19 protein-coding genes are annotated in these 22,569 nt (G+C 66.3%); 15 read left to right on the top strand and 4 right to left on the bottom strand.

All coding sequences use genetic code 11. The features are described 5' to 3' along the window. Positions 1–4 precede the first annotated feature (4 nt). The 3 genes from dnaQ to ACX12D_RS12500 all read right to left on the bottom strand — a co-directional run bounded on the left by dnaQ (position 5) and on the right by ACX12D_RS12500 (position 2,149). Positions 5–727 (bottom strand): DNA polymerase III subunit epsilon, encoded by a 723-nt coding sequence (dnaQ, locus tag ACX12D_RS12510; RefSeq protein WP_459371352.1) that lies wholly within the window; start codon positions 725–727, stop codon positions 5–7. Between the two features lie 73 nt (positions 728–800). Then, complete coding sequence (gene rnhA / locus ACX12D_RS12505; protein ID WP_150983353.1) at positions 801–1,238, bottom strand: ribonuclease HI; 438 nt, start codon at positions 1,236–1,238, stop codon at positions 801–803. Between the two features lie 119 nt (positions 1,239–1,357). Further along, the gene (locus ACX12D_RS12500) at positions 1,358–2,149 is read right to left on the bottom strand and encodes a class I SAM-dependent methyltransferase (RefSeq protein WP_459371350.1); all 792 of its coding nucleotides are present in this window, start codon (positions 2,147–2,149) and stop codon (positions 1,358–1,360) included. A 10-nt stretch (positions 2,150–2,159) separates the two neighbouring features. Here ACX12D_RS12500 and gloB point away from each other — a divergent pair, with 10 nt between their 5' ends. The 15 genes from gloB to ACX12D_RS12425 all read left to right on the top strand — a co-directional run bounded on the left by gloB (position 2,160) and on the right by ACX12D_RS12425 (position 21,896). Beyond that, entirely contained in the window at positions 2,160–2,963 is an 804-nt protein-coding gene (gene gloB / locus ACX12D_RS12495) for a hydroxyacylglutathione hydrolase (RefSeq protein ID WP_459371349.1), read from the top strand. A 202-nt stretch (positions 2,964–3,165) separates the two neighbouring features. Further along, the gene (locus tag ACX12D_RS12490) at positions 3,166–4,857 is read left to right on the top strand and encodes a transglycosylase SLT domain-containing protein (protein WP_459371348.1); all 1,692 of its coding nucleotides are present in this window, start codon (positions 3,166–3,168) and stop codon (positions 4,855–4,857) included. 226 nt (positions 4,858–5,083) lie between these two features. Continuing rightward, the gene (locus tag ACX12D_RS12485; protein WP_459371347.1) at positions 5,084–6,976 is read left to right on the top strand and encodes a propionate--CoA ligase; all 1,893 of its coding nucleotides are present in this window, start codon (positions 5,084–5,086) and stop codon (positions 6,974–6,976) included. Positions 6,977–7,175: 199 nt separating this feature from the next. Continuing rightward, on the top strand, positions 7,176–9,575 hold the full coding sequence (locus ACX12D_RS12480; RefSeq protein WP_459371346.1) for a bifunctional salicylyl-CoA 5-hydroxylase/oxidoreductase: 2,400 nt from the start codon (positions 7,176–7,178) through the stop codon (positions 9,573–9,575). Between the two features lie 2 nt (positions 9,576–9,577). Further along, complete coding sequence (locus ACX12D_RS12475) at positions 9,578–10,378, top strand: SDR family NAD(P)-dependent oxidoreductase (protein ID WP_459371344.1); 801 nt, start codon at positions 9,578–9,580, stop codon at positions 10,376–10,378. Between the two features lie 52 nt (positions 10,379–10,430). Next, the gene (locus ACX12D_RS12470; protein ID WP_459371343.1) at positions 10,431–11,282 is read left to right on the top strand and encodes an enoyl-CoA hydratase family protein; all 852 of its coding nucleotides are present in this window, start codon (positions 10,431–10,433) and stop codon (positions 11,280–11,282) included. Positions 11,283–11,297: 15 nt separating this feature from the next. Then, positions 11,298–12,461 carry an acyl-CoA dehydrogenase family protein gene (locus tag ACX12D_RS12465; RefSeq protein WP_459371342.1) on the top strand — a complete coding sequence of 388 codons (1,164 nt, stop codon included), beginning with the start codon at positions 11,298–11,300 and terminating at the stop codon, positions 12,459–12,461. 63 nt (positions 12,462–12,524) lie between these two features. Beyond that, the gene (locus ACX12D_RS12460; protein ID WP_459371341.1) at positions 12,525–14,198 is read left to right on the top strand and encodes an AMP-binding protein; all 1,674 of its coding nucleotides are present in this window, start codon (positions 12,525–12,527) and stop codon (positions 14,196–14,198) included. Further along, positions 14,195–14,653 (top strand): acyl-CoA thioesterase, encoded by a 459-nt coding sequence (locus tag ACX12D_RS12455; RefSeq protein WP_459371340.1) that lies wholly within the window; start codon positions 14,195–14,197, stop codon positions 14,651–14,653. Before ACX12D_RS12460 ends, ACX12D_RS12455 begins: the two co-directional genes overlap by 4 nt. 75 nt (positions 14,654–14,728) lie before the next feature. Further along, complete coding sequence (locus tag ACX12D_RS12450; protein WP_459371339.1) at positions 14,729–15,139, top strand: RidA family protein; 411 nt, start codon at positions 14,729–14,731, stop codon at positions 15,137–15,139. A gap of 357 nt (positions 15,140–15,496) precedes the next feature. Next, complete coding sequence (gene carA, locus ACX12D_RS12445) at positions 15,497–16,633, top strand: glutamine-hydrolyzing carbamoyl-phosphate synthase small subunit (RefSeq protein WP_459371337.1); 1,137 nt, start codon at positions 15,497–15,499, stop codon at positions 16,631–16,633. Positions 16,634–16,689: 56 nt separating this feature from the next. Next, a complete protein-coding gene (leuE, locus tag ACX12D_RS12440; RefSeq protein WP_459371336.1) occupies positions 16,690–17,370 on the top strand; it encodes a leucine efflux protein LeuE in 681 nt (226 codons plus the stop codon). Between the two features lie 65 nt (positions 17,371–17,435). Continuing rightward, positions 17,436–20,684 carry a carbamoyl-phosphate synthase large subunit gene (gene carB, locus ACX12D_RS12435; protein ID WP_459371335.1) on the top strand — a complete coding sequence of 1,083 codons (3,249 nt, stop codon included), beginning with the start codon at positions 17,436–17,438 and terminating at the stop codon, positions 20,682–20,684. 224 nt (positions 20,685–20,908) lie between these two features. Further along, positions 20,909–21,382: a transcription elongation factor GreA gene (gene greA / locus ACX12D_RS12430; protein WP_043352072.1), complete on the top strand. Its 474-nt coding sequence runs from the start codon at positions 20,909–20,911 to the stop codon at positions 21,380–21,382. A 10-nt stretch (positions 21,383–21,392) separates the two neighbouring features. Beyond that, entirely contained in the window at positions 21,393–21,896 is a 504-nt protein-coding gene (locus ACX12D_RS12425; protein ID WP_459371334.1) for a DUF4149 domain-containing protein, read from the top strand. Positions 21,897–21,973: 77 nt separating this feature from the next. Here ACX12D_RS12425 and ACX12D_RS12420 read toward each other — a convergent pair whose 3' ends face one another. Next, the gene (locus ACX12D_RS12420; RefSeq protein WP_043347609.1) at positions 21,974–22,471 is read right to left on the bottom strand and encodes a YhbY family RNA-binding protein; all 498 of its coding nucleotides are present in this window, start codon (positions 22,469–22,471) and stop codon (positions 21,974–21,976) included. Between the last annotated feature and the right edge of the window lie 98 nt (positions 22,472–22,569).

Here is a 22,569-nt window from a genome sequence, read left to right as displayed (position 1 = left end):
CCGTCTATGCCGCTTCGGTCGCCGGCGGTGCTTCCTTCCATACGACCTTGCCGCCGCTCGCCTTTTCCAGCTGCTTGAGCACTGCCAGGTGGGCGGTGGCTTCTTCCTCGCTGGCCATCAGCACGGGCAGGTCGAGGCGGGAGAGGTCGGTGGCGGCCACTGCGTCGCTCTCGGCGCCGCCGCCGTCGAGCATGTCGATCACCAGCGAGTTCTGGCCGCGCGTCATGGCGAGGTAGACCTCGGCCAGCAGCTCGGCATCGAGCAATGCGCCGTGCAGGGTACGGTGGGCGTTGCTGACGCCGAGGCGGTCGCACAGGGCGTCCAGCGAGTTGCGCTTGCCGGGGAACATCTGGCGGGCTTCGCGCAGGGTGTCGATCACATTGCCAGCGTGCTCGCGAAACGGCGGCAGCCCGACAAGCTTGAACTCCATGTCGAGGAAGCCAAGGTCGAAGGGCGCGTTGTGGATGATCAGCTCGGCGTCCTGGACGAAGTCCCGGATCTCGTTGACCACTTCCGCAAACTTGGGCTTGTCGGCCAGGAAGTCCACGGTGATGCCGTGCACCGCGATCGCGCCTTCGTCGATATCGCGTTCCGGGTTGACGTAGAAGTGCAGATGCCTGCCCGTGAGGCGGCGGTTGAGCAGCTCCACGCAGCCGATTTCAATCAGGCGGTCGCCGGTGGCGGCGCTCAGGCCGGTGGTTTCTGTGTCGAGAACGATCTGTCGCATGGCGGGCATTCTAACCGGTGGGGCGGGGGAGTCGGGCCGGTGTGGGGCGCGATGAGGCGGTACGGGGCCGGCTCTATCCCTTGAGCGAATCGACGCCACGGTTGGCGAGGGCGTCGGCGCGTTCGTTGCCGGGGTGGCCGTTGTGGCCGCGTACCCAGTGCCAGGTAATGTCGTGCTGTTGCGCGAGCTTGTCCATTTCCTGCCAGAGGTCGGCATTCTTTACCGGCTTCTTGTCGGCGGTCTTCCAGCCGCGGGCCTTCCAGCCCGGCAGCCATTCGCCGATGCCCTTCTGCACGTATTGGGAGTCGGTGTAGACCTTGATCCGGCAGCGGCGCTTGAGCGCGCGCAGGGCCTCGATCACGGCCGTCATTTCCATGCGGTTGTTGGTGGTGAGGGCTTCGCCGCCGAACAGCTCTTTCTCGTTGGTGCCGGACACCAGCACGGCGCCCCAGCCTCCGCGCCCGGGGTTGCCTTTGCAGGCGCCGTCCGAATAGATGATGACGTCTTCGATTTCGCTGGGTTCCATTGGGTATTGGCTAAGCTAAGGGAGGGCACCGCGATGAGGCGGGGCCAACCGGGGTGATTGGGGCGCGGCAGCGCTTGATGGCGCTTGATGGCGCTTAATGGCTCTTAATGCTCGTCGCCAGGGGACTTGCCGTGGGTGCCCGTGGGCGTCGCCACTGGCGCTGCGACCGGCGACAGCGCAGCCTTGGGGCTCTTCCAGGCGGGGCCGACCAGGCGGATATTGCGCACGCGCTTGACCGCCGAGATCATATAGACTGAACCGAAGATCGGCCACCAGCGGTCGCCGGCCTTCTCCATGAAGGCGGCGCGCTGCAGCCAGCGCTCCGTGCGGTACGGCGGGCAATAGCAGCCGAACCGGCCGCGGATAATATCGAAACCCAGGAGTTTGAGCCAGTCCTTGATGCGCACGAAGCCGATGGACTGGCTGTCGTTGGGCAGGAAGGGGTCGGCGCCGAGCCGCTTGAGTCCTTGGCGGGCGCCCCACAGGCTCATGGGGTTGAAGCAGGTCACCACTACCCGGCCTTCCGGCATCAGCACGCGGGACACCTCGCGCAGCACCTCGTGCGGGTCTTCCGAAAACTCCAGGATGTGGGGCAGGGTGATCAGATCGATACTTTGCGTCTCGAACGGCAGTTCGTCGAAGCGGCACAGCAACTGGCGCGAATCGGCCTGGGCCCGTGGGCCGTGGGGTCCGTTGCCGGGGGCAAGGGCCAGAGCGGAGAACGGCATGCGGTTCTCGCGCAGGGTGTCGATGTGCGGCAGGCCGAGCTGCACCGCGTGGTAGCCGAAGATATCCACCACGATCCGGTCGTACTGCGCCTGCTCCCACTCGAGCATGTATTGCCCGGGAGGCGAGGCAAGCCAGTCTTCCCAATTTATAATCGGACGCTTGGACATAGGAGCACGCATGTTGAAGGTGGAGCCGATTCCCGCATTCCAGGATAACTATATCTGGGCAATCCACGACGGTCACTGCGCCGCCGTGGTCGACCCGGGCGAAGCCGCGCCGGTCGAAGCCTTCCTGGCACGCGAGGGGCTGACGCTGGGCGCTATTGTAATCACCCACCACCATGGCGATCACCAGGGCGGGGTGGCCGCGTTGCTGGCGGCGCATCCCACCGCGCCGGATGGCGCCCCGTTGCCGGTCATTGGCCCGGCCGGCGAGCGCATCGGCGCTCGTACCGTGGCGGTGCGCGAGGGCGACACCGTGAACGTGGCGCACCCGTCGCTGCAACTCAAGGTGCTCGACGTGCCGGGCCATACCGCCGGCCATGTCGCGTACGTGGCGGACCTTCCGGGCGCAGGGCCTTCGGTCTTCTGCGGCGATACGCTGTTTGCCAGCGGCTGCGGCCGCCTGTTCGAGGGCTCGCCGGCGCAGATGTTGTCGTCGCTGGACAAGCTGGCGGCGCTGCCCGGCGCCACCCGGGTGTACTGCGCCCACGAGTACACCCGCAGCAATGTGCGGTTCGCCCGCGCGGTGGAGCCGCATAATGCCGAGCTGGCTGCCTGGGAGGCACGGGTGGAAGCGTTGCGCGCGGCCGGCACACCGACCGTGCCGACCACCATCGGGCAGGAGCGCGAGGTCAATCCCTTCCTGCGCTCGCGCGTGCCCGCAGTGCGCGAGGCGGTGGCGGCCCACGCCGGCGGGGTGGCCGGCAATGACGCGGCGGCCTTTGGCGCGCTGCGCGGCTGGAAAGATAATTTCCGCTGATTTGCGCTGATTCCCACTTGCCGTTGCGTCCTTGCGCGCGCCCGCAAGCCTTGGGCGCGTCTGGCCGGGACGGCGTTTTTCACGTACCCGATACGTCCCTGCCGGCCTCGGCCCAGTGCCGCGGCAGGGAGAATTTCATTGACGCGAAAGCCGCTTTTTCTTAGCATCAGGCAAATTTTTAGCGTCACGATTTGAGAACTTAATGAAAATTGGTCGATTACTGGCGGTAGTTGCGTGTGCCGCGCTGCTAGCAGCGTGTGCCAGCACGCCCACTCCGCCCGATGGCGCCGATGGCGCCACAGCGACCGCCTCCGCTTCCAGGCCTGCGATTTCCAAGCCCGATCCGCTCAATTCGATCAACAGCGCAGGTGTCATCAACGTGGACCGCGACAGCCTGGACTGGCTGCGCGGGCCGTCGAGCGACATCTGGGACCGCATCCGCCGCGGCTTCGGCATGCCGGACCTGGAAGGCACGCTGGTTGACGATCGCACGCAGTGGTACGCGCAGCGCCCGGAATACATGGAACGGATGGTGGGGCGCTCGAGCCGCTACCTCTACCACATTGTCGAGGAGCTGGAGCGCCGCAAAATGCCCACGGAGCTGGCGCTGCTGCCGTTCGTGGAGAGTGCGTTCAACCCGCAGGCCGAGTCCACCGCCAAGGCCGCCGGCATGTGGCAGTTCATTCCCAGCACCGGCAAGAGCTACAACCTGAAGCAGAACATGTTCCGCGACGAGCGGCGTGATGTGCTGGCCTCGACCGACGCTGCGCTGGACTACCTGCAGCGGCTGTACGACATGTTCGGCGACTGGCAACTGGCGCTGGCGGCGTACAACTGGGGCGAGGGCGCGGTGTCGCGCGCCATCGCGCGCAACCAGGCGCGCGGGCTGCCAACCGACTACGCCAGCCTGAACATGCCCAACGAGACGCGCTATTACGTGCCGAAGCTGCAGGCGGTCAAGAACATCATTGCCAATCCCCAGTTGTATGGGGTGAAGCTGCCGGATATTCCGGATCACCCGTACTTTGTCACGGTGACCACTTCGCGCGACATCGACGTCAAGCTGGCGGCCAAGCTCGCCAACCTGCCGCTCGACGAGTTCAAGGCGCTCAATCCGTCCTTCAACCGGCCGGTGATCCTGGGCGCGGCAAATCCGCAGATCCTGCTGCCCTTCGATAACGCCGAGCGCTTCCAGTACAACCTGAACACCTATCGTGGCGGCCTGTCGAGCTGGACGGCCGTGACGGTGGATAACCGCGAGCGCATCGAGGCGCTGGCGGCACGGCTGAATATCGATGCGGACACGATTCGCGAGATCAACCGCATTCCCAAGGGCATGCGGCTGAAGGCCGGCTCCACGGTGGTAGTGCCGCGCTCCGAGGATCACAACCAGGACATCAGCGCCACGCTGGCTGAAAGCGCCACGATGGCCATGGAGCCAGACGTGCCCGACGCACGCCGCGTGGTGGTGCGAGCCGGGCGGCGCGACACGGTGGCAACGCTCGCGCATCGCTATGGCGTGTCGGCTGGCCAGGTGCAGGCCTGGAACAAGCTCTCCGGCACCAAGCTGGTGGCGGGGCAGAGCCTGGTGCTGATGGTGCCGGCGCGCTCGGCGGCTCGCTTGGCCAGCGCGCCCGACCCGGCACCCACCGCTTCCGCGCTGGTCCCCGTGCGGGCCGAGCCGGTGCGGGGATCGGCCAAGGGACGCGCCGCGCCGCGCCAGCGCGTGACGGTCGAGGCTGCGCCACGCAAGGGCGCCGCGGCCACGGCAAGGTCATCGGGCAAGCCCGTGCCGACCGTTTCGGCAGCCAAGGCCAGCGCCAAGCCGGTCTCTGCGAAGCCGGCCAGCAAATCAGCGGCGGGGCCGGCAAGGACCAAGGCGCACGCGCGCTGAAGCGGTAGCGGGTTTGAGCCAGATCAAGGGCGTGCCAATGGCACGCCCTTTTGCTTGGTGCGGCGTATCGTGGGTAAGCCTTGCGTAAGGCGGCATGCCCAGACTGCGGGAACCTGTGGCCCGGATCGGCCACGGCATGCCAGGCGCCATGCCGCCCCAGTGGTGGCAAACTAGCGGCAGCAAATCAACAAACCTACAACCCGCATCCAAGCGGAGGAGACAAGCCATGACGGCTACCCGTGCCCTGCACGCCCGTTCGCTGAGCGACCCTGAAGGCTTCTGGGCCGAACAGGCTCGCCGCATCGACTGGGAAACCCCGTTCGACACCGTGCTGGACGACAGCCGCCCGCCATTCACCCGGTGGTTCGTCGGTGGCCGCACCAATCTTTGCCATAACGCCGTCGATCGCCACCTGGCCGAGCGCGCGGACCAGGCCGCGCTGATCTACGTATCGACTGAAACCGGCCAGCACCGCACCTACAGCTACGCCGAATTGCACGGCGAGGTCAACCGCATGGCCGCGATCCTGCAGCAGCTGGGCGTGGTAAAGGGCGACCGCGTGCTGATCTACATGCCGATGATTCCAGAGGCCGCGTTTGCCATGCTGGCCTGCGCGCGCATCGGCGCCATTCATTCCGTCGTGTTCGGCGGCTTTGCCTCGGTGAGCCTGGCCGCGCGCATCGACGACGCGCAGCCGCGCGTGATCGTCAGCGCGGATGCCGGCTCGCGCGCCGGCAAGGTGGTGCCCTACAAGCCGTTGCTGGACGAGGCGGTGAAACTGGCCACGCACAAGCCGGAGCGCGTGCTGCTGGTGGATCGCCAGCTTTCCCCGATGACGCTCACGCCTGGCCGCGATGAAGACTATGGCGCCTGGCGCGAACGCGTTGGCGCGGCGCGCGTGCCGTGCGTGTGGCTCGAGTCGAGCGAGCCGTCCTACGTGCTTTACACGTCCGGCACCACCGGCAAGCCCAAGGGCGTGCAGCGCGATACCGGCGGCTACGCGGTCGCGCTGGCGGCCTCGATGGAGTACATCTTCTGCGGCAAGGCGGGCGACACCATGTTCTCCAGTTCCGATATCGGCTGGGTGGTGGGGCACAGCTATATCGTCTACGGGCCGCTGCTGGCGGGCATGGCCACGGTCATGTACGAAGGCACGCCGATCCGCCCGGACGGCGGCATCCTGTGGCAGCTGGTGGAGCAGTACCGCGTGAACATCATGTTCAGCGCGCCCACCGCCATTCGCGTGCTGAAGAAACAGGACCCGGCCTGGCTCACGCGCTACGACCTCTCCAGCCTGCGCCTGCTGTTCCTGGCCGGCGAGCCGTTGGATGAGCCCACCGCGAGCTGGATCCAGCAGGGCATCGGCAAGCCGGTGGTGGACAACTACTGGCAGACCGAGACGGGCTGGCCGATCATCGCCATCCAGCGCGGCCTTGACCCGCTGCCGGCCAAGCTCGGCTCGCCGGGCGTGCCGGTGTATGGCTACGACCTGAAGATCGTCGACGAGGCCACCGGGGCCGAATGCCCGCCGGGGCACAAGGGCGTGGTCGCCATCGACGGGCCGCTGCCGCCGGGCTGCATGACCACGGTGTGGGGCGACGACGAACGCTTCGTCAAGACGTATTGGTCAGGCGTGCCGGGACGGCGCTGCTATTCCACGTTCGACTGGGGCGTGCAGGACGAGGATGGTTATATCTTTATCCTCGGCCGTACCGACGATGTGATCAATGTGGCGGGCCACCGTCTTGGCACGCGCGAGATCGAGGAGAGCATTTCGTCGCACCCGGCGGTGGCCGAGGTGGCGGTGGTGGGCGTGCACGATGCGCTCAAGGGCCAGGTGGCGATGGCCTTTGTGATCGTGCGCGACGCGGGCCGTACCGCCACCCAGGCAGAGCGGCTGGTGCTGGAGGGCGACGTGATGAAGACGGTGGACCAGCAACTGGGGGCGGTGGCGCGCCCGGCACGCGTGTTCTTTGTCAATGCGCTGCCCAAGACGCGCTCCGGCAAGCTGCTGCGCCGCGCCATGCAGGCGGTGGCGGAAGGGCGCGACCCGGGCGACCTGACCACGATTGAGGATCCGACCGCACTCGCGCAGTTGCAGGCGGCGATGCAAGGCTGAAGGCACGGGCGCCCGCCTTCCGGCGGGCGCTGCACTGCGCAAAAGATTGTCCTTGCCAGGGGCGCGCATGCGGACTAATATTTTAAGCATCAAATATTTAAGCATGATCTAGATGCGCTCCCGCGCATCGCATGTGCCGCACGGCGCTCCTGGAACTCAGAATCCCTGGGGGGCAAGCCGGCACGCAGGAGACGAAAAAATGCGAGTGCTCTGTATCGGCGGTGGCCCCTCGGGCCTGTACTTCGGCTTGCTGATGAAGCTGCGGGACCCATCCAACGAGGTCTACGTGGTGGAGCGCAACCGGCCCTATGACACCTTTGGCTGGGGCGTGGTGTTCTCCGATGCCACCATGGACAACCTCAAGCAGGCCGACCCCGTCAGCGCGGAGCAGATCAACGCGGCGTTCAACCACTGGGACGATATCGATATCCATATCGGCGGGCGCACCCTGCGCTCCGGCGGGCATGGCTTTATCGGCATCGGCCGCAAGCGCTTGCTCAACATCCTGCAGGCGCGTTGCGAGGCGCTTGGCGTACACCTGGTGTTCGAGACCGACGTGGCGGACGACCAGGAACTGGCGCAGCAATACCGGGCTGACCTCGTGATCGCCGCCGACGGCATCAACAGCCGCGTGCGCGGGCGCTATGCCGAGACCTTCCAGCCCGATATCGATACGCGCCTGTGCCGCTTTGTCTGGCTCGGCACGCGCAAGCTGTTTGACGCCTTCACGTTCGCCTTTGAAAAAACCGAGCACGGCTGGTTCCAGGCCCATGCCTACCGCTTCGACGACAACACGTCGACGTTTATCGTCGAGGCGCCCGAAGACGTGTGGCGTGCCGCCGGCATCGAGCAGATGAGCCAGGAGGAGGGGGTGGCCTATTGCGAACGGCTGTTTGCCCGCTACCTCGATGGCAATGCGCTGATCAGCAACGCCACGCACCTGCGCGGCTCCGCCAACTGGATTCGATTCCCCCGCGTGATTTGCGGCACCTGGGTGCGCTGGAACACGCTGGCCGATGGCCGCCGCGTGCCGGTGGTGCTGATGGGCGACGCCGCGCATACCGCGCATTTCTCGATTGGCTCCGGCACCAAGCTGGCACTGGAAGACGCCATTGACCTGGCCAACAATATCCGCGATGCCGGCGCGGGCGGCGCCGACGTGCTGCCGCAGGCGCTGGAGCGCTACCAGGCCACCCGCAGCGTAGAAGTGCTCAAGATCCAGAATGCCGCGCGCAACTCCACCGAGTGGTTCGAAAATGTCGAGCGCTACGCGGGCATGGCACCGGAGCAGTTCGCTTATTCGCTGCTGACGCGCTCGCAGCGCATCTCGCACGAAAACCTGCGCGTGCGGGATCCCGGCTACGTCGAGGGCTTCGAGCGCTGGCTGGCGGGGCAGGCGGCCGTCAACGTCGCCAATGGCACCAGCACCGGACCGGTGGCAGAGGCCCGCGCCGTGCCGCCGATGTTCACGCCGTTCCGCGTGCGCGATGTCACGCTGAAGAACCGCGTGGTGGTGTCGCCGATGGCCATGTACTCCTGCGACGGCGGCGTGCCGGGCGACTTCCACCTGGCGCACCTGGGGGCGCGCGCGCTCGGCGGCGCCGGCATGGTGGTGGCGGAGATGACCTGCACCTCGCCGGATGCGCGCATCACCCCGGGCTGCCCGGGTTTGTGGAACGATGAGCAGCGCGATGCCTGGCGCCGCATTGTCGATTTCGTGCACGCCAACAGCGACGCGCGCATCGCCATGCAGATCGGCCACGCCGGGCGCAAGGGCTCCACGCAACTCGGCTGGGAGCAGATGGACTATCCGCTCGCCGAAGGCAACTGGCCGGTGCTGTCGGCCTCGCCGTTGCCGTATATGCCGGGCATCTCGCAAGTGCCGCGCGAGATGAGCCGCGCCGATATGGACGCCGTGCGTGACGATTTCGTGGCCAGCGCGCGGCGCGCTGCCGAAGCCGGGTTCGACTGGCTGGAGCTGCATTGCGCTCACGGCTACCTGCTCTCCAGCTTTATCTCGCCGCTGACCAACCAGCGCAGCGACGAATACGGCGGCTCGCTGCAAGCGCGGCTGCGCTACCCGCTGGAAGTCTTTGCCGCCGTGCGTGCCGTATGGCCGCAGGAGCGCCCGATGTCCGTGCGGATCTCGGCCCACGACTGGGTCGAAGGCGGGATCACGCCCGACGACGCCATCGAGATTGCGCGCGCCTTCAAGGCTGCGGGCGCCGACATGATCGACTGCTCGTCCGGGCAGGTGAGCCCGGACCAGGCACCGGTGTACGGCCGCATGTACCAGACGCCGTTTGCCGACCGCATCCGCAACGAAGCCGGCATCGCCACCATCGCTGTTGGCGCGATCTTCGAGGCGGATCACGTCGACAGCATCATCGCCGCCGGCCGTGCGGACTTGTGCGCGATTGCGCGGCCGCATCTGGCGGATCCGGCGTGGACCATTCACGAAGCGGCGCGGCTTGGTCATCGCGACCTGGCCTGGCCCAAGCAATACCAGGCAGGCAAGCGCCAGCTCGAGACCAATCTGGAGCGAGCGGCGCAACTCGCCCGTCAAGCCCAGCAAGCCCGCCAGCCGGAGGATCACTGAGCATGAATGCGCATCTTTCCCTGCAGGGCCGGCACGCGCTGGTCACGGGCGGCGGGCGCGGCATCGGCGCTGCCATTGCGCGCCGCCTGCTCTCGCACGGCGCTAGCGTAACCCTGCTGGGCCGCGACGCGGCGACATTGGCGGCCACCGCCGATACGCTGGCCGAGGCGGTCGTGTCGCCCGCCATGCTATGCACCGTGGCGGCGGATATCTCGCAGGCCGACAGCGTGGCAGCGGCCTTTGCCGACGCCGCAGGCAAGGCAGGCCCCATCGACCTGCTGATCAACAATGCCGGCCAGGCGCGCAGTGCGCCGTTCGGCAAGACCGATCTCGCGCTATGGCAATCCATGCTCGAGGTCAACCTCACCGGCACCTTTCTCTGCACGCAGGCCGCGCTGCCGCACATGCTGGCCAATGGCTGGGGCCGCATCGTCAACGTGGCCAGCACGGCCGGGCTGGTGGGCTATGGCTATGTGAGCGCCTATTGCGCGGCCAAGCACGGCGTGATTGGCCTGACCCGCGCGCTGGCGCTGGAAACGGCGAGCAGCGGCGTCACCGTCAATGCCGTCTGCCCCGGCTATACGGAAACCGATATCGTGCGCGACGCGGTCGCCAACATCGTGCGCAAGACCGGCCGCACCGAGGCGCAGGCCCGCGCCGAACTGGCCAAAGGCAATCCGCAGGGGCGGCTGGTGCAGCCCGAAGAAGTCGCGGACGCCGTGGCGTGGCTGTGCCAGCCATCGGCCAGCGCCATTACCGGACAGTCGATCGCCGTGGCCGGCGGCGAGGTCATGGCGGGTTGAACGCCAACGCATGCAAGCCAACCAGAATCAGAACGAACAAGCGAGAAACGAGATGAGCGAAATAGCACTGGACATGCGCCACCACAAGCGCAGCTTCGCTGGCTACCAGCCGCGGCACTTCCTGTGGTCGGTCTCGGCCGACGGCAAGGTCGGCACCGTGACGCTGAACCGCCCCGAGCGCAAGAACCCGCTCACGTTCGATTCCTACGCCGAGCTGCGCGACCTGTTCCGCGGCCTGTGCTACGCCACCGACATCAAGACGGTGGTCATCACCGGCGCCGGCGGTAACTTCTGCTCGGGCGGCGATGTGCACGAAATCATCGGCCCGCTCACGCGCATGACCATGCCGGAGCTGCTGGAATTCACGCGCATGACCGGCGACCTGATCAAGGCCATGCGGGCTTGTCCGCAACCCATCGTCAGCGCCGTCGACGGCATCTGCGCCGGCGCCGGCGCGATGATGGCGCTGGCCTCGGATATGCGTCTGGGCACGGCGCAGGCCAAGACCGCTTTCCTGTTCGTGCGGGTCGGGCTGGCCGGTGCCGATATGGGCGCCTGCTCGCTGCTGCCGCGCGTGATCGGGCAGGGCCGTGCGAGCGAGCTGCTTTACACCGGCCGCGCGATGACCGCGGCAGAAGGGCTGCAGTGGGGCTTCTTCAATGCACTGCATGCGCCGGACGCCGTGCTCGCCGAGGCGCAGGCACTGGCCGCGCAGATCGCGGCGGGCCCGACGTTTGCCCACGGCGTGACCAAGAAGCTGCTGCACCAGGAATGGAATATGGGCCTGGACGAAGCCATCGAGGCCGAGGCCGAGGCGCAGGCCATCTGCATGCAGACCCGGGATTTCCGCCGCGCCTACGACGCGTTCGTGGCCAAGACGCGCCCCGTGTTCGAAGGCGACTGAAAGGAACAGCAAGCCATGTCCGACAAAAGTTATCTCTCCCTGCCGTTCTTCCACGACGCGCACCGCGAACTGGAGCAACGGCTCGATGCGTGGGCCACGGCCTCGCTCAAGGTCGACCACAGCGACACCGATGCCGCCTGCCGCGCGCTGGTGCGCCAGCTCGGCGCGGCCGGCTGGCTGCGCTACTGCGTGCCAGCCGCCTATGGCGGTGCGCTCGATACGCTCGACTCGCGCTCGCTGTGCCTGCTGCGCGAGACGCTGGCCCGCCATGATGGCCTGGCCGACTTCGCCTTCGCCATGCAAGGCCTGGGCAGCGGCGCGATCACGCTGGCCGGCAGCGACGCCATGCGCGAACGCTACCTGCCACGCGTGGCGCGCGGCGAGGCGATTGCCGCGTTCGCGTTGTCCGAGCCCGATGCCGGTTCCGATGTCGCCGCGATGCAATGCCGTGCTGTGCCGGATGGCGATCACTACGTGCTCGATGGCGTCAAGACCTGGATCTCCAACGGCGGCATCGCTGACTTTTATTGCGTCTTCGCCCGCACCGGCGAGGCGCCGGGTGCGCGCGGCATCTCCGCGTTTGTCGTGGATGCGGACACCCCAGGCCTGACCATCGCCGAGCGCATCGACGTGATGGCGCCGCACCCGCTTGCCACGCTGCGTTTCGAGAACTGCCGAGTGCCCGTCACCGCAAGGCTTGGCGAGGCAGGGCAGGGCTTCAAGGTGGCCATGATGACGCTGGACATCTTCCGCGCGTCGGTGGCGGCCGCCTCGCTGGGCTTTGGCCGCGCCGCGCTCGACGAAGCGTTGGCCCGTGCCACCGCACGGCCGATGTTCGGCGGCGTGCTGGCGGACCTGCAGCTGACGCAGGCCGCCATCGGCGACATGGCCACTGCCATCGATTCGGCGGCGCTGCTGACCTACCGCGCCGCGTGGCTGCGCGATGTGGCTGGCGTACGCACCACGCGTGAAGCAGCCATGGCCAAGATGGTGGCCACCGAGAACGCGCAGCAGGTAATCGACCGCGCGGTGCAGATGTTCGGCGGCCTCGGCGTCAAGGTTGGCACCCGCGTGGAAAGCCTGTATCGCGAGATCCGTTCCTTGCGGATCTACGAGGGCGCCACCGAAGTGCAGAAGCTGATCATCGCGCGCGAAACGCTGGCGCAGCACCGCGCCTGACGCGGCCGGCGCGAGCGGATAACCCTTACCAGCATCACCAGAATGAAGGAAGCGGAGACAACCATGGCGAGCACAGCCCACCTCGATACCTATGCACTGGACCGCCTGCCGCCCCCGCAGCAGTGGCCGGCGTTCCTGTTCAATGCCGATACCCGGTATCCGGAGCGCATGAACTGCGCGCTCGAACTGGTCGAACGCCACGTGCGCGAGGGGCGCGGCGAGCGCGTGGCAATCCGCTACGAGCAAGACGGCGCGCACCGCACCGTCAGCTATGCCGAACTGGCTGCGCTATCGAATCGCATCGCCCATGTGCTGACCGGCGACATGAAGCTGGTGCCGGGCAATCGGGTGCTGCTGCGCGGCCCGAACAACCTGATGATGGCGGCGTGCTGGCTGGCCGTGGTCAAGGCGGGCCTGATCGCGGTGCCGACCATGCCGCTGCTGCGCGCGAAGGAACTCAAGCAGGTGATCGACCGCGCGTCAGTCAGCGCCGCGCTGTGCGACGAACGCCTGCGCGAGGAGCTGGAGGCCAACCTCAAGCCAGGTGGCGAGCACCATTGCCCGAGCCTTGCCCAGGCGCTGTACTTCAACGGCAGCGGCGCCGGTTCGGTGGAAGCCGCGATGGCGAACAAGCCCGACAGCTTCGAAGCCTGCGATACCGCGGCCGATGATATCTGCCTGATTGCCTTCACCAGCGGCACGACGGGGCAGCCCAAGGGCACGATGCATTTCCATCGCGACGTGATCGCGATGTGCGACCTGTTCCCCCGCCACGTCCTCAAGCCCGGCCCGGACGATATCTTCTGCGGCACGCCGCCGCTGGCCTTCACGTTTGGCCTTGGCGGCATCCTGTGCTTTCCGCTGCGGGTCGGGGCGTCCACCGTGCTGGCGGAACGGCTAACGCCCGAAAGCCTGCTGGCGCTGATCCAGGCCTGGCGCGCCACCATCGTGTTTACCGCGCCGACCTTCTACCGGCAGATGGCGGCGCTGGCGCCGGGCTACGATATCTCCAGCCTGCAGAAGAGCGTGTCGGCAGGCGAGGCGCTGCCGGACGCCACGCGCCAGAGCTGGAAGGCGGCCACGGGCATCGAGATGACCGACGGCATCGGCGGCACCGAGATGATGCATATCTTCATTTCCAGCGCGGGCGCCGAGGTGCGCCCCGGTGCCATCGGCAAGGTGGTGCCCGGCTATATCGCGCAGATCGTCGACGAGCAGATGCAGCCGGTGCCGCATGGCACGGTTGGCAAGCTGGCGGTGCGCGGCCCCACCGGATGCCGCTACCTGGACGACCCGCGCCAGGCCAACTACGTAAAAGACGGCTGGAACCTGCCGGGCGATACCTTCAAGGCGGATGCCGACGGCTATTACTACTACCAGGCGCGCTCCGACGACATGATCGTCTCGGCCGGCTACAACATCGCCGGGCCGGAAGTGGAGAGCGCGCTGATGCGCCACGAGGCGGTGGCCGAGTGCGGCGTGGTCGGCATGCCCGACCCCGAGCGCGGCCAGATTGTTGCCGCCTATGTGGTGCTGCGCCCGGGCGTGGCGGCAAGCGACGAGACTTGCGCGGCACTGCAGTCCTACGTCAAGGCCGAGATCGCGCCGTACAAGTATCCGCGCAAGGTGATTTTTGTCGATGCGCTGCCGCGCACCGAGACCGGCAAGCTGCAGCGTTTCCGCCTGCGGCAGATGGCCGAGCAGAGCGGAGCGCCGGAGGGTGCGAGGCAGCCGTGAACGCGTTCTTCAGCAACACCGCACGGGTGCGCTTCAAGGATTGCGATGCTGCCGGCATCGTGTTCTTTCCGCGCTACTTCGAGATGCTCAACGACCTGGTCGAGGACTGGTTCCACGATGCGCTCGGCTGGCCCTTTGCCGAAATGCATGGCGCGGGGCAGGCCGGCGTGCCGACGGCAGAATTGTCCACCCGTTTTGTCGCGCCCAGCCGCCTGGGCGAATTGTTGACGCGGGAGCTGCGTGTGACGCGATTGGGGCGCAGCAGTTTCTCCTTGCAGGTGCGCTTTGTCGGGCCGGCAGGGGACCTGCGCGTGGAGATCGCGCAGCGGCTTGTATGCGTGGATACCGCGCAGATGACGTCGCGCGCGCTGCCGCAGGCAGTCCGCGCGGCCATGGAGCGGTTCCTGGCGGCCGATGCGCCGGCGGCCGCACCGATGCGCGCGTCCGGGGCGTAGGGCGAAGCCGGCCAAACAGAAAACAAGATCCCGATCCAAGTTCCTAATCCCTTCTTACCTTACGGAAAACCGACCATGAAGATTCTCCAGCCACCAGACTGGGCCGCGCCACGCGGCTACTCGAACGGCACCATGACCGAAATGCAGGTGGGCAGCCGCCTGCTCTTCGTCGGCGGACAGATCGGCTGGAACGGCCTGTGCGAGTTCGAGACCGACGACTTCGCCGAGCAGGTTGGCCAGGCGCTGCGCAATATCGTGGCGGTGCTGGCGGCGGGCGGCGCGCGTCCGGAGCACATCGTGCGCATGACCTGGTATGTGAAGGACAAGGTGGAATATGTGGCGGCCTACCGCGCCATCGGCGAGCACTACCGCGCCACCATCGGGCGTCATTTTCCGGCCATGACGGCGGTCGAAGTGGCCGATCTGGTGGAGGCGCGCGCCAAGGTGGAGATCGAGGTGACAGCGGTGGTGCCGGCCGGCGAATGACGCCAGCGGCCTGGCATGCCGCCGGGCTGCCGGGCCCGCGGAAGAGGGCGGAGGCGTCCGCAAGTCCTTGATAACTTGAGAAAATGGGTGGCGCGGGGTATAATCCAAAAGTTTCGCTTTCAGAACCCCTCACCCTAGCGCCTACCGAATTCCACCTTCCGCCGCCCCCATTTCGCCCTGGCTCCGCCGCATTGTTTTATGTGGCGTATCGAGCACCGAGCGAACGGCCCCGGCGACAAGCATCGCGCCCAGTCGACGAAATCGACAATCCGCGCGCTGCCTGTCGCCCCGCCGGACAAACGGGGCAAGAGGCGTTGAGCAGGTCGGTCACGGGGTGAATCCAGCAGGAGCCTACCCGTGTTACCGTCTTTTCCGTCCGCCATTCTCGCGCTTGCAGACGGCACGGTCTTTCGTGGCTATTCCATTGGCGCTTCCGGCCATACCATCGGCGAAGTGGTGTTCAACACCGCTCTGACCGGTTACCAGGAAATCCTCACCGACCCCAGCTATTCCCGGCAGATCGTCACGTTGACGTATCCGCATATCGGCAATGTCGGGGTCAATACTGAGGATGTCGAAGCCACGAAAGTCCATGCCGCCGGCCTGATCATCAAGGATCTGCCGCTCCTGGCCTCCAACTTCCGCAAGGAACACTCCCTCGGCCATTACCTGAAGCAGGAAAAGGTGGTGGCGATTGCCGGCATCGATACCCGCAAGCTGACCCGCATCCTGCGCGAGAAGGGTGCGCAGAACGGCTGCATCCTCGCTGGCGAGGACAATGTGCAGAAGGCCATCGACCTGGCGCGTTCCTTCCCCGGCCTGGCCGGCATGGACCTGGCCAAGGTGGTGTCGGTCAAGGAGCCGTACGAGTGGAACCAGACCGAATGGGTGCTGGGCCAAGGCTACGGCAAGCTGGAGTCGCCGCGTTTCCACGTGGTGGCCTTTGACTACGGCGTGAAGTTCAACATCCTGCGCATGCTGGCCGCACGCGGCTGCAAGGTGACCGTGCTGCCGGCGCAAGCCAGCGCGGAAGACGCCCTGGCGCTCAACCCGGACGGCGTGTTCCTGTCGAACGGCCCTGGCGATCCCGAGCCCTGCGACTACGCGATCCGTGCCACCCGTGAGTTCATCGACCGCGGCATCCCCACGTTCGGCATCTGCCTGGGCCACCAGATCATGGCCCTGGCCGTTGGCGCGAAGACGCTGAAGATGAAGTTCGGCCACCATGGCGCGAACCACCCGGTGAAGGACCTCGACGACGGCCGCGTGGTGATCACTTCGCAGAACCATGGTTTTGCGGTGGACGCCGACACCCTGCCTGCCAACGTGCGCGCCACCCACGTGTCGCTGTTCGACGGCTCGCTGCAGGGCTTCGCGCTGACCGACAAGCCGGCATTCTGCTTCCAGGGCCACCCGGAAGCCTCGCCGGGCCCGAACGACGTGGCTTACCTGTTCGACCGCTTCACCAAGATGATGGCGGACGCACGCCAGTAAGCACGTTCAAGCCAAGACGAGAAGTTACGTAGACAAGCAGACCGCAGGACGACCCGATGAACGCCTTCATGCATACCGCGCTGGGCATTACCGATTTCTGGACCTTTGTGCTCGGCACGATCTTTATCGTGCTGCTGCCGGGGCCGAACTCGATGTATGTGCTATCCGTTGCGGCGCAACGCGGCGTGCGCGAAGGCTACAAGGGTGCCTGCGGGGTGTTCCTGGGGGACGCCATCCTGATGGTGCTGTCGGCGGCGGGCGTGGCCTCGCTGCTCAAGGCCAGCCCCGCCTTGTTCTACGTGGTGAAGTACATCGGTGCCGCTTATCTGGGCTGGATCGGTTTCCAGATGCTGCGCGGTGCCGTGCGCGCATGGTTGAGCCGTGGCAGCGACGGCGGGACGGCGGCGCAGGCTGAAACGCCTGTGGACCGCGCGGTCAGCCCGTTGCGCAAGGCGCTGGTGGTGAGCCTGCTCAACCCCAAGGCCATCCTGTTCTTCATCTCCTTCTTCATCCAGTTCGTCGATCCGCAGTTCGGCTACCCGGTGCTGTCGTTTGTCGCGCTGGGGCTGGTGTGCCAGTTGTGCAGCTTCGTCTACCTGACCACGATCATCTTCGTGGGCGCCAGGCTGGCCGAAGCATTTCGCCGCCGACGACGCCTGTCGGCGGGCATGGCGAGCGGGGTAGGCGCCATGTTCATCGGCTTCGGCGCCAAGCTGGCGACGGCCACCCTGAACTGAATCGAATCCTGATATCCGGTGCGGCCCGCGCGATTGTGCGGGCCGGCCAATAATGAGAGCGTGCAATGCCAAAGCGCACAGACATAAAGAGCATCCTGATCATCGGCGCCGGCCCCATCATCATCGGGCAGGCGTGCGAGTTCGACTATTCCGGCGCCCAGGCCTGCAAGGCGCTGCGCGAGGAAGGTTTCAAGGTCGTGCTGGTGAATTCGAACCCAGCCACGATCATGACCGATCCCAACACGGCTGATGTGACCTACATTGAGCCGATTACCTGGGAAGTGGTCGAGCGCATCATTGAAAAAGAGCGTCCCGACGCCATCCTGCCGACCATGGGCGGCCAGACCGCGCTGAACTGCGCGCTGGACCTGCATCGCCATGGCGTGCTGGCAAAGTACAACGTCGAGTTGATCGGCGCGTCGCCGGAAGCCATCGACAAGGCCGAGGATCGCCAGAAGTTCAAGGAAGCGATGACCAAGATCGGCCTGGGCTCGGCCAAGTCCGGCATCGCCCACTCGATGGAAGAAGCGCTGGCCGTGCAGACGCAGATCGCCAAGGAAACCGCGACCGGCGGCTACCCGATCGTGATCCGCCCGTCTTTCACGCTGGGCGGCTCCGGCGGCGGCATCGCCTACAACCGCGAGGAATTCGAGGAAATCTGCAAGCGTGGCCTGGATCTCTCGCCGACCCGCGAACTGCTGATCGAAGAGTCGCTGCTGGGCTGGAAAGAGTATGAGATGGAAGTGGTCCGCGACAAAAAGGACAACTGCATCATCATCTGCTCGATCGAGAACCTGGACCCGATGGGCATCCACACCGGCGACTCCATCACGGTGGCGCCCGCCCAGACCCTGACCGACAAGGAATACCAGATCCTGCGTAACGCCTCGCTGGCGGTGCTGCGCGAGATCGGCGTCGATACCGGCGGCTCCAACGTGCAGTTCTCGATCAACCCGGCCGATGGCCGCATGATCGTGATTGAAATGAACCCGCGCGTGTCGCGTTCGTCGGCGCTGGCCTCCAAGGCCACGGGCTTCCCGATCGCCAAGGTTGCCGCCAAGCTGGCGGTGGGCTACACGCTGGACGAGCTGAAGAACGAGATCACCGGCGGCGCGACCCCGGCCTCGTTCGAGCCGTCGATCGACTACGTGGTCACCAAGGTGCCGCGTTTCGCGTTCGAGAAATTCCCGCAGGCCGACAGCCACCTGACCACCCAGATGAAGTCCGTGGGTGAAGTGATGGCCATGGGCCGCACCTTCCAGGAATCGTTCCAGAAGGCCCTGCGCGGCCTGGAAGTGGGCGTGGACGGCCTGGATGACAAGTCCACCGACCGCGACGAGATCGTCGAGGAAATCGGCGAAGCCGGCCCGGACCGCATCTGGTACGTGGGCGACGCCTTCCGCATCGGCATGTCGCTGGAAGAAGTGCACGCCGAGACCGCCATCGACCCGTGGTTCCTGGCCCAGATCGAAGACATCGTCAAGACCGAGACCCTGGTCAAGGCACGCAAGCTGGACAGCCTGTCGGCCGCCGAGCTGCGTCACCTGAAGCAGAAGGGTTTCTCGGACCGCCGCCTGGCCAAGCTGATGGGCGCCGAGCCTGCAGCCGTGCGCGCTGCACGCCATGCCGCCGGCGTGCGCCCGGTGTACAAGCGCGTGGACACCTGCGCCGCCGAGTTCGCCACCAACACCGCCTACCTGTACGGCACGTATGAAGCCGAGCATGGCGAGTGCGAAGCCGACCCCACCACCAATCGCAAGATCATGGTGCTGGGCGGCGGCCCGAACCGGATCGGCCAGGGCATCGAGTTCGACTACTGCTGCGTGCACGCCGCGCTGGCGCTGCGCGAAGACGGGTACGAGACCATCATGGTCAACTGCAACCCGGAAACCGTGTCGACCGACTATGACACCTCGGACCGCCTCTACTTCGAGCCGCTGACGCTCGAAGACGTGCTGGAAATCGTCGACCGCGAAAAGCCCGTCGGCGTGATCGTGCAGTACGGCGGCCAGACCCCGCTGAAGCTGGCGCTGGACCTGGAGGCCAACGGCGTGCCCATCATCGGCACCAGCCCCGACATGATCGATGCCGCGGAAGACCGCGAGCGTTTCCAGAAGCTGCTGCATGAACTGGGCCTGCGCCAGCCGCCCAACCGTACCGCCCGTGCCGAGGACGAAGCACTGCGCCTGGCCACCGAGATCGGCTATCCGCTGGTGGTGCGCCCGTCGTACGTGCTGGGTGGCCGCGCGATGGAAATCGTGCATGAGCCGCGCGACCTCGAGCGCTACATGCGCGAGGCCGTCAAGGTGTCGCACGACTCCCCGGTGCTGCTGGACCGCTTCCTGAACGACGCCATCGAGTGCGACGTCGACGCCCTGTGCGACGGCCAGCGCGTGTTTATCGGCGGCGTGATGGAGCATATCGAGCAAGCCGGCGTGCACTCGGGCGACTCCGCCTGCTCGCTGCCCCCGTACTCGCTGGCGCAAGCCACCGTGGACGAGCTCAAGCGCCAGACCGCGGCGATGGCCAAGGCCCTCAATGTGATCGGCCTGATGAACGTGCAGTTCGCCATCCAGCAAGTCAATGGCGAGGATATCGTCTACGTGCTGGAAGTGAACCCGCGCGCCTCGCGTACCGTGCCTTATGTGTCCAAGGCCACCGGCCTGTCGCTGGCCAAGATCGCCGCGCGCTGCATGGCAGGCCAGACGCTCGACTCGCAAGGCGTGTTCGATGAAGTGGTGCCCCCGTACTTCAGCGTCAAGGAAGCGGTGTTCCCCTTCAACAAGTTCCCTGGCGTCGACCCGGTGCTCGGACCAGAGATGCGCTCCACCGGCGAGGTGATGGGCGTGGGCAAGACCTTCGGCGAAGCGCTCTTCAAGAGCCAGCTGGCCGCGGGCTCGCGCCTGCCGGAGAAGGGCACCGTGTTGCTGACCGTCAAGGACAGCGACAAGCCGCACGCGGTTGGCGTGGCGCGCATGCTGCACGACATGGGCTACCCGATTGTCGCCACCCGCGGCACCGCGTCGGCCATCGAAGCCGCCGGCATCCCGGTGCGCGTGGTCAACAAGGTGAAGGACGGCCGTCCGCACATCGTCGACATGCTCAAGAACGGCGAGCTGGCACTGGTGTTCACCACCGTGGATGAGACGCGTACCGCGATTGCCGACTCGCGCTCGATCCGTATCTCGGCGCTGGCTAGCCGGGTGCCTTACTACACCACCATCGCCGGCGCGCGCGCCGCGGTGGAGGGCCTCAAGCACATGCAGAGCCTGGAGGTCTATGACCTGCAAAGCCTGCACGCCTCGCTGGCCTGAGGCGCGAAGACCAGACGACGGTAGCGTAGACGGCTGAAGGCCTCCGGGCCGCCCGCAGTTGCTGCGGGCGGCCGTCTTGGCCTAAACTAGCAGCAATTTCGTCGATCTAACCGTCGATACAACCTGACAACCTCAAAGCCGCGGTTGAGCGGAAGTGCCCCGGGCAGTGATGCCGGCGCATGGTTCCTGCTCCGCTGCGGCTCATTTTTTTGTTGAACGAAGACATGAGCATTCCGATTACCAAGCGCGGTGCCGAGCTGCTGAAAGAGGAACTGCAGCGCCTGAAGGCCGTCGAACGTCCCGCCGTGATCAACGCCATTTCCGAAGCACGTGCGCAAGGTGACCTCTCCGAGAACGCCGAGTACGACGCCGCCAAGGAAAAGCAGGCCTTTATCGAAGGCCGGATCATCGAGGTGGAGTCCAAGCTGTCGGCGGCGCAGGTCATCGATCCGACCCAGCTCGATACCGATGGCCGCATCGTGTTTGGCGCTACCGTCGACCTCGAAGACCTGGAGTCGGGCAAGCCCGTGAGCTACCAGATCGTCGGCGACGACGAGGCCGACCTGGACAGCGGCAAGATTTCCGTCAGCTCGCCGATCGCGCGTGCGCTCATCGGCAAGTTCGAGGGCGATGTGGCGATCGTGCTGGCCCCTGGCGGCGAGCGCGAATACGAAGTCATCACGGTTCGCTACGTCTAAACGAGGCTGCGTGTTCTCTTCCTCCTATTCGAGCCTGCCGCCGCTGCCGCATCGGATCTTCCTCCTGCTGACCGTGGTCTGGGCCGGCAGTCTGTGGACAGTGGGCTACATGGTGGCCCCGACGTTGTTTTCCGTGCTGCCCAGCCGCGAGACGGCAGGCTTGATCGCCGGGCAGCTCTTCAGGACAGAGGCTATCCTCGGCGTGGTGGTCGGTGTGCTGCAGCTGGCGCTGTGCAACCTGATGATCCGCCGTGGCGCGGGACGCTATCGCGGCCTGCGCTGGCTTGTGCTGGGCATGCTGCTATGTGTGCTGGCGGGGTATTTCGGCATCCAGCCCTTCATGGAAACCCTGAAGGAGAAGGCGGCGGCGCTTGGCGTGGGCGTGTCCGAGTCGCCCTATAAGGGGCAATTCGGCATGCTGCATGGGGTGTCCAGCGTTTTCTACCTGGTGCACAGCTTGCTGGCGCTGGTCACCGTGTGGCGCGCAGCGGCGCCGCGCTCGGCTGGCGAGTAAGGCGCAAGGGACGAGCCCAGGTGGCCGTCCCTTGCCATGCCAGCGGCCCGGACGGGCCCGCTGGCATGGCTTCGACGTCAGTCGAGCGCTTTCTTCTTCTGGCTGGTCGGACGAACGCGCGCGCGCTTGACGTTGCCGCCGGCGGTGACGCGTTCATTGCCCAGCACCGTCACTTGCGAGCGCTTGGGGCGCCGATTGGGCGCGGCGCTAGGCTTCTTGACCGTGACGGTGCGCGGGGCGGCGCCGCCGCGCGGGGCCAGGCGGCCCAGTTCCTGCGGACGATTTTCCTTCAGGACGGCCGGACCCGGACGCCATACCACCAGCAGCTTGCCGATATGCTGGATCGGAGCGGCGTCCAGATCTTCGCAGATGGTTTCGTACATGGCGATGCGGCTTTCGCGGTCGTCGCCGAATACGCGGATCTTGATCAGGTCGTGAGAGGCCAGGCTACGGTCGATTTCGGCCAGGACGGGACGCGTCAGACCTTCGCCGCCGATCATCACGACCGGATTGAGGCCATGGGCACGGGAGCGGAGTTCTGAACGCTGGGCGGGAATAAGTTGAAGAGCGGGCATAAGTAAAGCGCAGGCGAGGGCGCAAATGGGCGCGCAAGTGGTGCGCAAACCAAGGCACCGAAGTGCCGAAAAAGCGAATCGGCGCGTATTATCCGTCA

The sequence above is a fragment of the Cupriavidus sp. PET2-C1 genome (genome assembly GCF_054515855.1).
This window is presented reverse-complemented; position numbering and strand designations above follow the sequence as displayed.